The sequence below is a fragment of the Pseudomonas sp. 09C 129 genome (genome assembly GCF_002843625.1).
In the GTDB taxonomy this organism is placed as follows: Bacteria; Pseudomonadota; Gammaproteobacteria; order Pseudomonadales; family Pseudomonadaceae; genus Aquipseudomonas; species Aquipseudomonas chlororaphis.
In genome coordinates, this window is sequence record NZ_CP025261.1 from 226,152 (window position 1) to 239,401 (window position 13,250).

Sequence of the window (13,250 nt, forward strand, 5' to 3'; positions counted from 1 at the left end):
GCCCCTTATCGCGGGCAAGCCTCACTCCTACAGGGTTTGTGGCTGGGCCGCGCCAAACGCGCCTTCGCGCAACAACAGCACAATCAGCCCCAGGGCCCCGGCCGCCATCAGCAACAGCAAGGCATGCCCGCTGACCCACTGGCTGCCCGCCCCCGCCACCAGCGGCCCGATCAGGCAGCCGATGCCCCACAGCTGGGCGACGTGGGCATTGGCACGCACCAGCGCATCGTCGCGGTAGCGCTCGCCGATCAGAATCAGCGACAAGGTGAACAGGCCCCCGGCGCTGGCGCCGAACAGCACCCACAGCGGCCAGATCAGCAGGGTGTCGAGCAGCAATGGAATGGCCAGGCTCGACAGCAGCAGGATCACCGCGCAGCCGGCAAACAAGGCGCGCCGCGATACGCGATCGGCCAGGGCACCGATGGGCAGTTGCAACAAGGCATCGCCCACTACAACGGTGCTGACCATCGCCAGGGCAATGTCCTCGGTAAACCCCTGGCGCAGGCAATAGACCGGCAACAGGGTCAGGATCATCGCCTCGAACGCGGCGAACAGCGCCACCGCCCAGCCAATGGCCGGCAGGCCACGACAGAAGCGCCACAGATCACCGAAGGTCACGCTGCAAGACTCGCTGCTCGGCGCGCCGCTGCGGCCCATCAGCAACAGAGGCGACACCACCAGCAGCACGACGCCCACCCAGAAACCGTAGTCATGCTCGGTGCCCAAGGCGCCCAGCAGCAGCGGGCCAGCCAATTGGCTCAAGGCATAGCTACTGCCATACAGCGCCACCAGGCGACCGCGCCACTGCTCCACCACCAACTGGTTGATCCAGCTTTCGCCGAGGATGAAGACGATGGTCAGCACCACGCCGATCATCAGCCGCAGCACCAGCCATAAGGGATAACTCGGCAACAGCGCCAGCAGGCCAATGGAGATCGCCCCGCCCCACAGGCACAGGCGCATCAGCCCCGCCGTGCCGAAGCGTGCCGCCAGGCGGCTGGACACCTTCGCCCCGAGCAAGACGCCAATCGCCGGCATCGAGGCCATCACGCCGATTGCAAAGGGCCCATATCCCCAGCTCTCCAGGCGGAACGACACCAGCGGCATGCTCACGCCCAAGGCCAGCCCCACACTCAGGACAGCCGCCAAAACGGCGAAATAAGTTGCCCAGCGCATTTCCACGCTCCTGTGGATGGTTTTTTTAATACAGAGACAACGCAGCCGGACCTCCCCTGCGGAAAGTCCGGCTGCGATATGGATCGGGTAAGGGTGCGCGGGGTGGCGTCTGTTCAGACGCCCGATATCCGCGCCCCTTGAATTACAGCTTGATCCAGGTCGCCTTCAGTTCGGTGTACTTGTCGAACGCGTGCAACGACTTGTCACGACCGTTGCCCGACTGCTTGAAGCCGCCGAAGGGCGCGGTCATGTCGCCGCCGTCATACTGGTTGACCCAGACACTGCCGGCCCGCAGAGCCTTGGCGGTCAGGTGAGCCTTGGAGATATTGGCCGTCCATACCGCCGCGGCCAGGCCATAAGGCGTGTCGTTGGCAATCTGGATGGCTTCTTCCACGGTGTCGAAGGCGATGACCGAGAGCACCGGGCCGAAGATCTCTTCCTGGGCGATCTTCATTGCGTTGCTGACACCGTCGAAGATGGTCGGCTCAACGTAGGTCCCGCCGGTTTCCTGCAGGGTGCGCTTGCCGCCCACCACCAGCTTGGCGCCGTCGGCATGACCGGACTCGATGTACGACAGCACGGTGTTCATCTGCTGGGTATCCACCAGCGCGCCGACGTTGGTGGCCGGGTCCAGCGGGTTGCCCGGTTTCCAGGCCTTGAGGGCCTCGATCACCAGCGGCAGGAATTTATCCTTGATCGAACGCTCCACCAGCAGGCGCGAACCGGCGGTGCAGACTTCGCCCTGGTTGAAGGCAATGGCGCTGGCCGCGGATTCGGCCGCGGCCTGCAGGTCCGGGGCATCGGCGAACACAATGTTCGGGCTCTTGCCGCCCGCCTCCAGCCAGACGCGTTTCATGTTCGACTCGCCGGAGTAGACCATCAGTTGCTTGGCGATCTTGGTCGAACCGGTGAACACCAGGGTATCGACATCCATGTGCAGGGCCAGGGCCTTACCCACGGTGTGGCCATAACCTGGCAGCACGTTGAGCACGCCGGCCGGGATCCCGGCCTCGACAGCCAGCGCGGCGATGCGGATAGCGGTCAGCGGCGATTTTTCCGACGGCTTGAGGATCACCGAGTTACCGGTGGACAGCGCCGGCCCGAGCTTCCAGCAGGCCATCATCAACGGGAAGTTCCACGGCACGATGGCGCCGACCACGCCCACCGGCTCGCGAGTCACCAGGCCCAGTTGGTCGTGGGGCGTGGCGGCGACTTCGTCGTAGATCTTGTCGATGGCTTCGCCGCTCCAGCTCAGCGCTTGCGCCGCGCCGGGAACGTCGATACTCAGCGAGTCGCTGATCGGCTTGCCCATGTCCAGGGTTTCGAGCAGGGCCAGTTCTTCGGCATGCTTCTTCAGCAGGCCGGCAAAACGAATCATGGCGGCCTTGCGCTTGGCCGGCGCCAGGCGCGACCAGACACCGGAATTGAAAGTGGCGCGGGCGTTTTCCACGGCACGTTGTGCGTCGGCGGCGTCACAGCTGGCAATACTGGCCAGCAGACGGCCATCGACCGGGCTGATGCATTCGAAGGTTTCGTTGGAAACGGCGGCGGTGTATTCGCCATTGATGTAGGCGCGGCCTTCGATTTTCAGCTCGCGGGCGCGTTGCTCCCAATCGGCTCGAGTCAGGGTGGTCATGCGAGTGTCCTCCTCTTGTTGGATACAGGCGCCACGCGATCGATGCCGGCACCTTCAGGAATTCTGCCCGGCCAGCCTGCTTCGGCCCATGGCATTCGCCACCCTAAACCAGCGGCACCCGAAGTTTCAATATATTTGACAGCGGCCAGGAAAACGCCATTGCTATGTTCATTTTAATAAACATAGACTTTGGGCTTTCCAGCCATTCGCAGCGCAATCAGGGGGGAATACCAGCATGAGCATCCAGGACATCGTCGACTTCAATCAGGCCAACACTGCGGCCGAGCGGTATCGCCCCGCCCAGGAAAAAGTCCTCAAGGGCGACCCTGAGCAAACCGTCTTCAACCACTACAACAGTCCGTGCGGCCAGATGAACGCCGGGGTGTGGGAAGGCGCGATCGGCCAGTGGACGGTGAACTACACCGAGCACGAGTACTGCGAGATCGTGCAGGGGGTTTCGGTCCTGCGTGACGGCGAAGGCAATGCCAAGACCTTGCGCGCCGGCGATCGCTTCGTCATTCCCGCAGGCTTTCGCGGCACCTGGGAGGTGCTGGAACCGTGCCGCAAGATCTATGTGATCTTCGAACCGAAAGCCTGAATCGCAGGCACAAAAAAACCCGCTTGAAGGCGGGTTTTTTTGTCAGAAGAAAAATCAATTACTTGATTTTGCCTTCCTTGTAGATCACGTGCTTACGAACAACCGGATCATATTTCTTGATCTCGATTTTGTCCGGAGTAGTGCGCTTGTTCTTGTCGGTAGTGTAGAAGTGACCAGTACCGGCGCTCGAAATCAAACGAATCAATTCACGCATGATTAGCTCCCTTAAACCTTGCCATCGCGACGAAGTTCGGCCAGCACGACATCAATGCCACGCTTGTCGATGATACGCATGCCTTTGGCAGATACGCGCAGACGCACAAAACGTTTCTCGGACTCAACCCAGAAGCGGTGATGCTGCAGGTTCGGCAGGAAACGACGACGGGTTTTGTTGTTTGCGTGGGAAATGTTATTCCCAGTCACCGGACCCTTACCGGTAACTTGACAGACTCTCGACATGCCTCAGCCCTCTAAAACCACATGCCCAACCCGGCATGGGTTGGCCGCTTAATCTCTCAGTCATTTGGCGCCAGGCGCCGCGTTTCTTTAGGGTCTTACCGGCTACACCTACAAGCGAAGGAACCGGGCCCCTAGAAAAGAGCGCTGCTTTATACCAGAAAGACCCCGTAGCAACAACAGCCGGTGTGCTTTGGATTTCGAAAAGTCCCTGTTTTCTTGCTCCGGATGCCTGCACCAAAGGCTGGCGCCATGGCTGACCGCTCGTCGCAGAATAAATTCTGCGTGGGTGAAACAGGCGGCAGAATCACCATGCACAGCCACCGCACCGCTCGTTCCACGTCAATATATGGAAAAAACCTCTGTCAATTTATGCCTAATGTGGCCATGACTGCCGGCCGCCAACAGGCTCGACGCTGCAATAAATGCCAACGTATCCGGCCCACGAGCGAAAAAAGGGGATAGTCATTTTTCAACGGGGCCACTAGGGTAAGCCTTTTTCCAGACTGCACTCGCAGATGGGCCTTCGATCTGCAAAGGAAGCCAAACATGCGCCTCGCTGCCCTCCCGCTCCTGTTCGCCCCTCTTCTTCTGAGCCCGCTGGCCCACGCCGCCGCATTAAGCGTGTGCACCGAGGCCAGCCCGGAAGGTTTCGACGTAGTGCAGTACAACTCGCTGACCACCACCAACGCCTCGGCCGACGTGCTGATGAATCGCCTGGTGGAGTTCGACGCCAGCAGCGGCAAGGTGGTACCGAGCCTGGCCGACAGCTGGGAAGTCTCGGCCGACGGCCTGACCTATGTGTTCAAGCTGCACCCGAAAGTGAAGTTTCATCGCACCGCGTATTTCAATCCGAGCCGCGAGCTGACCGCCGAAGACGTGAAGTTCAGCTTCGACCGCATGCTCGACCCGGCCAACCCCTGGCATAAAGTGGCGCAGAGCGGCTATCCCCATGCCCAGTCGCTGCAGCTGCCGGCGCTGATCAAGAAGATCGACGCCCTGGATCCGCTGACCCTGCGCTTCACCCTCGACCACGCCGATTCGACCTTCCTCGCCACCCTGAGCATGGGGTTTGCGTCGATCTACTCCGCCGAATACGCCGACCAGTTGCTCAAAGCCGGCACCCAGGACAAGCTCAACAGCCAGCCGATCGGCACCGGCCCCTTCGTGTTCGGCCGCTTCCAGAAGGACGCATCAATCCGCTACAAGGCCAACCCCGACTATTTTGCCGGCAAGCCGGCGGTGGATTCGCTGATCTTCGCCATCACCCCGGACGCCAACGTGCGCCTGCAGAAGCTGCGCCGCAACGAATGCCAGATCGCCCTGTCGCCCAAGCCGCTGGACGTGACCGCCGCGCTTGAGGAGCCTGCGCTCAAGGTCGAGAAAACCGCAGCCTTCATGACCGCGTTCGTCGCCATCAACAGCCAGCACCCACCGCTGGACAAACCCGAAGTACGCCAGGCCATCAACCTCGCCTTCGACAAGGCCAACTACCTGAAAGCGGTCTTCGAAAATACCGCCGAACCCGCCAACGGCCCCTTCCCGCCCAACACCTGGAGCTACGCCAAGGAGCTGCCGGGTTACGCCCATGATCCGGCGAAGGCCCGCCAATTGCTGGCCAAGGCCGGCCTGAAAGACGGCTTCCAGACCACGATCTGGACCCGCCCTTCCGGTAGCTTGCTGAACCCCAACCCGAGCCTGGGCGCGCAACAGCTGCAAGCAGACTTGGCACAAGTCGGGATCCAGGCGGAGATCCGCGTGATCGAATGGGGCGAACTGATCCGTCGGGCCAAGGCCGGCGAGCACGACCTGCTGTTCATGGGCTGGGCCGGCGACAACGGCGATCCGGATAACTTCCTCACCCCGCAGTTCACCTGCGCGGCGGTGAAGTCCGGGACCAACTTCGCCCGCTACTGCGACCCCGGCCTGGACAAGTTGATCACCGCCGGCAAGACCACCACCGAGCAGGGCGTGCGCAGCAAGCTTTACCAGCAGGCGCAAACCCAGATCCAGCAGCAGGCCCTGTGGCTACCGCTTGCCCACCCGACCGCCTTCGCCCTGACGCGCAAGGATGTCCATGGGTATCAGGTCAGCCCGTTCGGTCGCCAGGACTACTCGAAGGTCAGCTTCAGATAAGCAGCGGCAAGCGGCGAGCTACAAGCTGCAAGTTCAGAGCAGTCCTCGTACCGCTTTAACTTGCAGCTTGTAGCTTGAAGCTTGTCGCTGCTTCTCTACATCCAGCCGTACTCGGCCATCGACAGCGGCTCGCCCTCGCCGACGATGAAATGGTCGAGTACGCGCACATCCACCAGGTCCAGCGCCTCCGTGAGCCTGCGGGTCAGCACCCGATCCGCCTGGCTCGGCTCGGAAACGCCCGAAGGATGGTTGTGACACAGGATCAGCGCGGCCGCGTTGTGCGCCAGGGCACGCTTGACCACTTGCCGCGGATAGACGCTGGTGGTGTTGATGGAGCCCTGGAACAACGCCTCGAACGCCAGCACCCGGTGCTTGGAGTCGAGAAACAGGCAACCGAAGACCTCATGCGGTTCATGGCGCAACATCGCCTTGAGGTAGTCGCGGACCGCCACCGGGCTTTCCAGCACCGAATTGCGACTGAGTTTTTCCGCCAGATGCCGGCGCGCCATTTCCAGCACCGCCTGCAATTGCGCGAACTTGGCCGGGCCCAGGCCAAGCTGCCGACTGAAGGTCAATTGGTCCGCCTCGAGCAGGCCACGCAGGCTGCCGAACTGATGCAACAGGTGTCGCGCCAGGTCGACCGCGCTTTTTCCGGCGACCCCGGTGCGCAGGAAAATCGCCAGCAATTCGGCGTCGGAAAGGGCCAGCGCGCCCTGCTCGAGAAGCTTCTCCCGCGGGCGCTCCGCCGCAGGCCAGTCGCGAATGCTCATAGCACCTCCATGTGTGTGGGCGCCGCTGTTCCATAGCGGTCGCTGTGCTATCTTAGCCCATCTTTTTGCGTGGAATTTCCCCTGGGGAGGGGGTGTTACACGCAGCAATCATTGAACTGAAAGGCAGGCCTATGCAGCGGCTGTATCGGAAACGCATCGTTCTCGGCGTCGGCGGCGGCATCGCTGCCTATAAGAGCGCCGAGCTGGTTCGCCGACTCCTCGACCACGGCGCGGAAGTACGTGTGGTCATGACCCGTGGCGGCAGTGAATTCATCACCCCGCTGACCATGCAGGCCCTGTCCGGGCACCCGGTCCACCTGGACCTGCTCGACCCCGCGGCCGAAGCCGCCATGGGCCATATCGAACTGGCCAAATGGGCCGACCTGGTGCTGATCGCCCCGGCCACCGCCGACCTGATCGCCCGCCTGGCCCAAGGCATCGCCGACGACCTGCTGACCACCCTGGTCCTGGCCACCGACGCCACCGTCGCCATCGCCCCGGCCATGAACCAGGCCATGTGGCGCGACCCTGCCACCCAGGCCAACACCCAACTGCTGCAAAGCCGTGGCCTGAAGGTCTTCGGCCCGGCTTCCGGCAGCCAGGCCTGTGGCGACGTCGGCCTGGGCCGCATGCTCGAGGCCAACGATCTGGCGCTGTGCGCCGCCGACTGCTTCCAGCATCTGGCGCTGACCGGCAAACACGTGCTGATTACCGCCGGCCCGACCCAGGAAAACATTGACCCGGTGCGCTACATCACCAACCACAGCTCCGGAAAAATGGGCTTTGCCCTGGCCGAAGCCGCGGTCGAAGCCGGTGCCCGGGTCACCCTGATCACCGGTCCCGTGCACCTGCCGACCCCGGATCGCGTGACCCGGATCGACGTGGTCAGTGCCCGCGACATGCTCGCCGCCTGCGAGGCCGCCATCCCATGCGACCTGTTCATCGCCTCGGCGGCGGTCGCGGACTACCGCCCGGAAGTCGTCGCCCCACAGAAATTGAAGAAAGACCCTACGAACGGCGACGGCCTGCTGCTGCAGATGGTGCGCAACCCGGACATCCTGGCCACCATCGCCACCCGCCCCGACCGTCCGTTCAGCGTCGGCTTCGCCGCTGAAACCGAACACTTGCTCGACTACGCTGCACGCAAACTCAAAGACAAGAACCTCGACCTGATCGTCGCCAACGACGTGGCCAACCCGAGCATTGGCTTCAACAGCGAGGAAAACGCCTGCAGCGTGATTGACCGGGAGTTGCACGCAACTCTCTTCGCCCAGACCAGCAAGGGCAAGATTGCCCGCCAACTGATCTCTTTCATCGCCGAACGGCTGAACCAGGTTTAACTCGCATGCACGCTTTACAAGCCAAGATCCTCGACCCACGCATCGGCAACGAATTCCCCCTGCCGCAGTACGCCACGCCAGGCTCCGCCGGCCTCGACCTGCGGGCCATGCTCAAGCAGGACACCCTCCTGGAACCGGGCCAGACCCTGCTGATTCCTACCGGCCTGTCCGTCTACATCGGCGACCCAGGCCTCGCCGCGCTGATCCTGCCGCGCTCCGGCCTGGGTCACAAGCACGGCATCGTCCTGGGCAACCTGGTCGGCCTGATCGACTCCGATTACCAGGGCGAACTCATGGTCTCCTGCTGGAACCGTGGCCAGACCGCCTTCAACATCGCGGTGGGCGAACGCATTGCCCAGTTGGTTCTGGTACCCGTGGTCCAGGCGCACTTCGAAGTGGTCGAAGCCTTCGACGAAAGCCAGCGCGGCGCGGGCGGTTTCGGTCACTCCGGCAGCCATTGAACAAAAAATCCGGGCCGCGCCAGCGGCTCGCCTAAGATTGGTAGGCTGCGTTTCAGCACGAACACTCAGCAAGTTTATTCGCGGACTTGACCACCCGGAATCACGGCACAAGGTGATCGAAAAAGAGCTGACGCTCATCAGATGGCATTTTTGCACCATGAACCCAAGGGCAAAAACGCCGTCATACCCTTCAGTTTGAGCCTTCCGGTCAGTATTCCGGCCTGTCCTGCCCCCTTTTAGACGGAGCACCCCCAGTGATGAGCAATGCAGCCCAAGTCGTACCCAAGTTCCCTGAAAGCATCTTTCGCGCTTACGACATTCGCGGAACCGTTCCGGAAACCCTGAACGCTGAAACCGCCTACTGGATCGGTCGCGCCATTGGCTCCGAGAGCCTGGCCCAGGGCGAACCCAATGTTTGCGTAGGCCGTGACGGTCGCCTGTCCGGCCCCGAGCTGGTGGCGCAACTGATCCAGGGCCTGCACGACAGTGGTTGCCACGTCAGCGATGTCGGCCTGGTACCGACACCGGCGCTGTATTACGCGGCCAATGTGCTGGCTGGCAAATCCGGGGTGATGCTGACCGGTAGCCACAACCCGTCGAACTACAACGGCTTCAAGATCGTCATTGCCGGCGACACCCTGGCCAACGAACAGATCCAGGCCCTGCACGATCGCCTCAAGACCAACAACCTGAGCAGCGGCCAGGGCAGCATCACCAAGGTCGACATCCTCGATCGCTACGGCAAGGAAATCACTGCCGACGTCAAACTCGCCCGTCGCCTGAAAGTGGTGGTCGATTGCGGCAACGGCGCGGCCGGCGTCATCGCGCCTCAGTTGATCGAAGCGCTGAATTGCGAAGTCATCCCGCTGTTCTGCGAAGTGGACGGCAACTTCCCCAACCACCACCCGGACCCGGGCAAGCCCGAGAACCTGGAAGACCTGATCGCCAAGGTCGCCGAGACCAACGCCGATATCGGCCTGGCCTTCGACGGTGACGGCGACCGCGTTGGCGTCGTGACCAACACCGGCAGCATCGTCTTCCCCGATCGCCTGTTGATGCTGTTCGCCAAAGATGTCGTAGCGCGCAACCCGGGCGCGGAGATCATCTTCGACGTCAAATGCACCCGCCGCCTGATCCCGCTGATCAAGGAATACGGCGGTCGCCCACTCATGTGGAAGACCGGTCACTCGCTGATCAAAAAGAAAATGAAGCAGACCGGTGCGTTGCTGGCCGGTGAAATGAGCGGGCATGTGTTCTTCAAGGAACGCTGGTTCGGTTTCGACGACGGTATCTACAGCGCCGCGCGGCTGCTGGAGATCCTCAGCAAGGAAAAATCCAACGCGGAAGAGCTGTTCGCCACCTTCCCGAACGATATTTCTACGCCGGAAATCAATATCCATGTGACCGAAGAGAGCAAATTCAGCATCATTGATGCGCTGCACGACGCGCAATGGGGCGAAGGCGCCGACCTGACCACCATCGACGGCGTACGAGTCGACTACCCCAAAGGCTGGGGCCTGGTTCGCGCCTCCAACACCACACCGGTGCTGGTACTGCGCTTCGAAGCCGATGACGAAGCCGAACTGCAGCGCATCAAGGATGTGTTCCACACCCAGCTGAAACGTGTTGCACCTGACCTCCAACTACCGTTTTGATTTTCTTCAAGCGCCTTTATTGAAGTGCCGGAGCCCTGAATGACCCTCGAACGCGATGCCGCCGCCAATACCGCCAAGGTCCTGTCCGAAGCGCTGCCTTATATTCGCCGCTATGTCGGCAAGACCCTGGTGATCAAATACGGCGGCAACGCGATGGAAAGCGAGGAGCTGAAGACCGGCTTCGCCCGCGACATCGTGCTGATGAAGGCTGTCGGGATCAACCCGGTGGTCGTGCATGGCGGCGGCCCGCAAATCGGTGACCTGCTCAAGCGCCTGTCCATCGAAAGCCACTTCATCGATGGCATGCGCGTCACCGACGCGGCGACCATGGACGTGGTGGAGATGGTCCTCGGCGGCCAGGTGAACAAGGACATCGTCAACCTGATCAACCGCCATGGCGGCAGCGCCATCGGCCTGACCGGCAAGGACGCGGAGCTGATTCGCGCGAAGAAGCTCACCGTCACCCGCAAGACGCCGGAAATGACCACCCCGGAAATCATCGACATCGGCCACGTAGGCGAAGTGGTCGGCATCAACACCGACCTGCTGAACCTGCTGGTCAAAGGTGACTTCATCCCGGTGATCGCGCCGATCGGCGTCGGCGCCAACGGCGAGTCGTACAACATCAACGCCGACCTGGTGGCCGGCAAGGTGGCCGAGGCGCTGAAAGCCGAGAAGCTGATGCTGCTGACCAACATCGCCGGCCTGATGGACAAGTCGGGCAAGGTCCTGACCGGCCTGACCACCCAGCAGGTCGATGCCCTGATCGAAGACGGCACCATCTACGGCGGCATGCTGCCGAAGATTCGCTGCGCGCTGGAAGCGGTACAGGGAGGCGTGGGCAGCTCGCTGATCATCGACGGTCGGGTACCCAATGCGATTCTGCTGGAGATCTTCACCGATACCGGTGTCGGTACCCTGATCAGCAATCGCAAGCGTCCTTAAGCGCTGCAAATAAAAAGCCCCCGTCTGGCAAGCCAGGCGGGGGCTTTTTATTGCGCCTTCCGTAGGAGCGGAGCTTGCCCGCGATAGCGGTGTATCAGGTCAGACCGCTATCGCGGGCAAGCCTCGCTCCTACAATACTCAGACGCCGAATTGCGCGCGGTAGGCTTCCACCGCCGGCAGATGCTGCTTGAGCGCCGGATCGTCCGCCAGGAACTGCAGGACCTGGGTCAGGGAAACGATGCTCACCACCGGAATGCCGAAGTCGCGCTCGACTTCCTGGATCGCCGACAACTCACCATTGCCACGCTCCTGGCGGTTCAGGGCGATCAGCACACCCGCGGCCTTGGCGCCCTCCTGGGATTCGATGATCTGCATCACTTCGCGGATCGCGGTGCCCGCGGTGATCACGTCGTCGATGATCAGCACGTCGCCAGTCAATGGCGCGCCGACCAGGCTGCCGCCTTCGCCGTGAGCCTTGGCTTCCTTGCGGTTGAAACACCATGGCAGATCGCGCTGATGATGCTCGGCCAGGGCCACGGCCGTCGCCGCCGCCAAAGGAATGCCTTTGTACGCAGGACCGAAAAGCACATCGAAAGAAATGCCGCTGTCGACGATCGCCGCGGCATAAAAACGCCCCAGCTGCGCCAGGGCCGAGCCGCTGTTGAACAGGCCGGCATTGAAGAAGTAAGGACTGGTACGCCCGGACTTCAGGGTGAACTCACCGAAGCGCAAAACCCCGCGATCGATGGCAAAACGAATGAAATCGCGCTGATACGCCTGCATGAAAAAGCCCCAAATACCACGGATTTAGCTAATTAGGTAGACCTCGGGTATCATACACGCACGTGATTTTTGGGGCCATTTATGCGGATCATCAGTGTGAACGTCAATGGTATTCAGGCTGCAGTGGAGCGAGGTTTGCTCAGTTGGCTGCAAGCACAGAATGCCGACGTCATCTGCCTGCAGGACACCCGCGCCTCCGCCTTTGAACTGGACGATCCAGCCTTCCAACTGGATGGCTACTTCCTTTATGCCTGCGATGCCGAAGTTCCCGCCCAAGGCGGTGTGGCTTTGTATTCGCGGTTGCAACCGAAGGCTGTCATCAGCGGTCTCGGCTTCGAGACGGCCGACCGCTACGGGCGCTACCTGCAAGCCGATTTTGACAAGGTCAGCATCGCGACCTTGCTGCTTCCTTCCGGGCAGAACGGCGATGAAGACTTGAACCAGAAGTTCAAGCTTATGGACGACTTCGCCCGCTACCTGGATAAACAGCGGCGCAAACGTCGCGAGTACATTTATTGTGGCTCGCTGTACGTGGCGCAACAGAAGCTGGATATCAAGAACTGGCGTGACAGCCAACAATCTCCGGGTTTCCTGGCGCCTGAGCGTGCCTGGATGGACGAGATTGTCGGCAACATGGGTTATGTCGACGCCCTGCGCGAAGTCAGCCGCGAAGGCGATCAATACAGCTGGTGGCCGGACAACGAACAGGCCGAGATGCTCAACCTGGGCTGGCGCTTCGACTATCAGCTGCTGACCCCAGGCCTGCGTCGCTTCGTGCGCAGTGCACGCCTGCCACGCCAGCCGCGCTTCTCGCAGCACGCGCCGCTGATCGTGGACTACGACTGGACGCTGACCATCTAAGCGCCTTTTCGCAGCCACAAAAAAGCCGACATCAGTGTCGGCTTTTTTGTGGGCGCTCGGCCTATTTGATCAATCGCCAGGTGAACGGGTAACGGTACGCCACCCCTTCATTGGCCTTGACCCCGGCGATGATGGTCAGCACCAGGGCGCCGATCGCCAGCAGACCGAAAAGCAGGAAACCCACCAGCACCACCATCAGCAGGAAGCAGACCAGCGAGGCCAGGGCCACGGTGATCTGAAAGTTCAGCGCTTCCTTGCCCTGGGCATCGATGAACGGATCGGTCTCGCGCTTCATCTGCCAGAGTACTAACGGACCGATCAGGGTGCCGAACGGAATCCAGATGCCCAGCAACGCCGACAGGTGACAGAACATCGCCCACTGACGCACCTCATGGCTCGGGACAGGTTGCGGAAGCTGGTCGTCGTTCATGCG

13 protein-coding genes and 1 pseudogene are annotated in these 13,250 nt (G+C 61.7%); 7 read left to right on the forward strand and 7 right to left on the reverse strand.

What is annotated here, in order from left to right:
* Positions 1 to 27: 27 nt before the first annotated feature.
* Positions 28 to 1,176: an MFS transporter gene (locus CXQ81_RS01110; protein WP_053263102.1), complete on the reverse strand. Its 1,149-nt coding sequence runs from the start codon at positions 1,174 to 1,176 to the stop codon at positions 28 to 30.
* Between the two features lie 142 nt (positions 1,177 to 1,318).
* A complete protein-coding gene (locus CXQ81_RS01115) occupies positions 1,319 to 2,812 on the reverse strand; it encodes an aldehyde dehydrogenase (protein ID WP_101336270.1) in 1,494 nt (497 codons plus the stop codon).
* A 235-nt stretch (positions 2,813 to 3,047) separates the two neighbouring features.
* Here CXQ81_RS01115 and CXQ81_RS01120 point away from each other — a divergent pair, with 235 nt between their 5' ends.
* Positions 3,048 to 3,410 carry a cupin domain-containing protein gene (locus tag CXQ81_RS01120; protein ID WP_007921102.1) on the forward strand — a complete coding sequence of 121 codons (363 nt, stop codon included), beginning with the start codon at positions 3,048 to 3,050 and terminating at the stop codon, positions 3,408 to 3,410.
* A gap of 58 nt (positions 3,411 to 3,468) precedes the next feature.
* Here CXQ81_RS01120 and rpmG read toward each other — a convergent pair whose 3' ends face one another.
* Together rpmG and rpmB are read right to left on the reverse strand one after the other, a co-directional pair.
* Positions 3,469 to 3,624 (reverse strand): 50S ribosomal protein L33, encoded by a 156-nt coding sequence (rpmG, locus tag CXQ81_RS01125; protein ID WP_003177274.1) that lies wholly within the window; start codon positions 3,622 to 3,624, stop codon positions 3,469 to 3,471.
* 11 nt (positions 3,625 to 3,635) lie between these two features.
* Positions 3,636 to 3,869 carry a 50S ribosomal protein L28 gene (gene rpmB, locus CXQ81_RS01130; protein WP_007921114.1) on the reverse strand — a complete coding sequence of 78 codons (234 nt, stop codon included), beginning with the start codon at positions 3,867 to 3,869 and terminating at the stop codon, positions 3,636 to 3,638.
* A gap of 546 nt (positions 3,870 to 4,415) precedes the next feature.
* Between rpmB and CXQ81_RS01135 the strand changes: the two genes are divergently transcribed.
* Positions 4,416 to 6,002: an ABC transporter substrate-binding protein gene (locus CXQ81_RS01135; RefSeq protein ID WP_101336271.1), complete on the forward strand. Its 1,587-nt coding sequence runs from the start codon at positions 4,416 to 4,418 to the stop codon at positions 6,000 to 6,002.
* A gap of 95 nt (positions 6,003 to 6,097) precedes the next feature.
* On the opposite strand, the gene radC is transcribed toward CXQ81_RS01135, so the two are convergent.
* A complete protein-coding gene (radC, locus tag CXQ81_RS01140; RefSeq protein WP_007921116.1) occupies positions 6,098 to 6,772 on the reverse strand; it encodes a DNA repair protein RadC in 675 nt (224 codons plus the stop codon).
* A 131-nt stretch (positions 6,773 to 6,903) separates the two neighbouring features.
* Here radC and coaBC point away from each other — a divergent pair, with 131 nt between their 5' ends.
* The 4 genes and pseudogenes from coaBC to argB all read left to right on the forward strand — a co-directional run bounded on the left by coaBC (position 6,904) and on the right by argB (position 11,173).
* Entirely contained in the window at positions 6,904 to 8,112 is a 1,209-nt protein-coding gene (coaBC, locus tag CXQ81_RS01145; protein WP_007921117.1) for a bifunctional phosphopantothenoylcysteine decarboxylase/phosphopantothenate--cysteine ligase CoaBC, read from the forward strand.
* A gap of 5 nt (positions 8,113 to 8,117) precedes the next feature.
* Positions 8,118 to 8,573 (forward strand): dUTP diphosphatase, encoded by a 456-nt coding sequence (dut, locus tag CXQ81_RS01150; RefSeq protein WP_009046184.1) that lies wholly within the window; start codon positions 8,118 to 8,120, stop codon positions 8,571 to 8,573.
* 251 nt (positions 8,574 to 8,824) lie between these two features.
* Positions 8,825 to 10,228, forward strand: a pseudogene (locus CXQ81_RS01155) (phosphomannomutase/phosphoglucomutase); the annotation flags it as partial.
* A gap of 39 nt (positions 10,229 to 10,267) precedes the next feature.
* Positions 10,268 to 11,173, forward strand: a complete 906-nt coding sequence (gene argB, locus CXQ81_RS01160) for an acetylglutamate kinase (protein WP_007921120.1) — start codon at positions 10,268 to 10,270, stop codon at positions 11,171 to 11,173.
* A gap of 138 nt (positions 11,174 to 11,311) precedes the next feature.
* On the opposite strand, the gene pyrE is transcribed toward argB, so the two are convergent.
* Complete coding sequence (pyrE, locus tag CXQ81_RS01165) at positions 11,312 to 11,956, reverse strand: orotate phosphoribosyltransferase (protein WP_007921122.1); 645 nt, start codon at positions 11,954 to 11,956, stop codon at positions 11,312 to 11,314.
* Between the two features lie 81 nt (positions 11,957 to 12,037).
* Here pyrE and CXQ81_RS01170 point away from each other — a divergent pair, with 81 nt between their 5' ends.
* Positions 12,038 to 12,817, forward strand: a complete 780-nt coding sequence (locus tag CXQ81_RS01170) for an exodeoxyribonuclease III (RefSeq protein WP_003176915.1) — start codon at positions 12,038 to 12,040, stop codon at positions 12,815 to 12,817.
* 61 nt (positions 12,818 to 12,878) lie between these two features.
* On the opposite strand, the gene CXQ81_RS01175 is transcribed toward CXQ81_RS01170, so the two are convergent.
* On the reverse strand, positions 12,879 to 13,247 hold the full coding sequence (locus CXQ81_RS01175) for a DUF4870 domain-containing protein (protein WP_007921123.1): 369 nt from the start codon (positions 13,245 to 13,247) through the stop codon (positions 12,879 to 12,881).
* Positions 13,248 to 13,250: the final 3 nt, after the last annotated feature.

Excerpts from the sequence above, each read along its gene's own strand:
- CXQ81_RS01110 (WP_053263102.1), bottom strand. The coding sequence starts at position 1,176 with ATGCGCTGGGCAACTTATTTCGCCGTTTTGGCGGCTGTCCTGAGTGTG.
- CXQ81_RS01115 (WP_101336270.1), bottom strand. The coding sequence starts at position 2,812 with ATGACCACCCTGACTCGAGCCGATTGGGAGCAACGCGCCCGCGAGCTG.
- CXQ81_RS01120 (WP_007921102.1), top strand. The coding sequence starts at position 3,048 with ATGAGCATCCAGGACATCGTCGACTTCAATCAGGCCAACACTGCGGCC.
- rpmG (WP_003177274.1), bottom strand. The coding sequence starts at position 3,624 with ATGCGTGAATTGATTCGTTTGATTTCGAGCGCCGGTACTGGTCACTTC.
- rpmB (WP_007921114.1), bottom strand. The coding sequence starts at position 3,869 with ATGTCGAGAGTCTGTCAAGTTACCGGTAAGGGTCCGGTGACTGGGAAT.
- CXQ81_RS01135 (WP_101336271.1), top strand. The coding sequence starts at position 4,416 with ATGCGCCTCGCTGCCCTCCCGCTCCTGTTCGCCCCTCTTCTTCTGAGC.
- radC (WP_007921116.1), bottom strand. The coding sequence starts at position 6,772 with ATGAGCATTCGCGACTGGCCTGCGGCGGAGCGCCCGCGGGAGAAGCTT.
- coaBC (WP_007921117.1), top strand. The coding sequence starts at position 6,904 with ATGCAGCGGCTGTATCGGAAACGCATCGTTCTCGGCGTCGGCGGCGGC.
- dut (WP_009046184.1), top strand. The coding sequence starts at position 8,118 with ATGCACGCTTTACAAGCCAAGATCCTCGACCCACGCATCGGCAACGAA.
- argB (WP_007921120.1), top strand. The coding sequence starts at position 10,268 with ATGACCCTCGAACGCGATGCCGCCGCCAATACCGCCAAGGTCCTGTCC.
- pyrE (WP_007921122.1), bottom strand. The coding sequence starts at position 11,956 with ATGCAGGCGTATCAGCGCGATTTCATTCGTTTTGCCATCGATCGCGGG.
- CXQ81_RS01170 (WP_003176915.1), top strand. The coding sequence starts at position 12,038 with ATGCGGATCATCAGTGTGAACGTCAATGGTATTCAGGCTGCAGTGGAG.
- CXQ81_RS01175 (WP_007921123.1), bottom strand. The coding sequence starts at position 13,247 with ATGAACGACGACCAGCTTCCGCAACCTGTCCCGAGCCATGAGGTGCGT.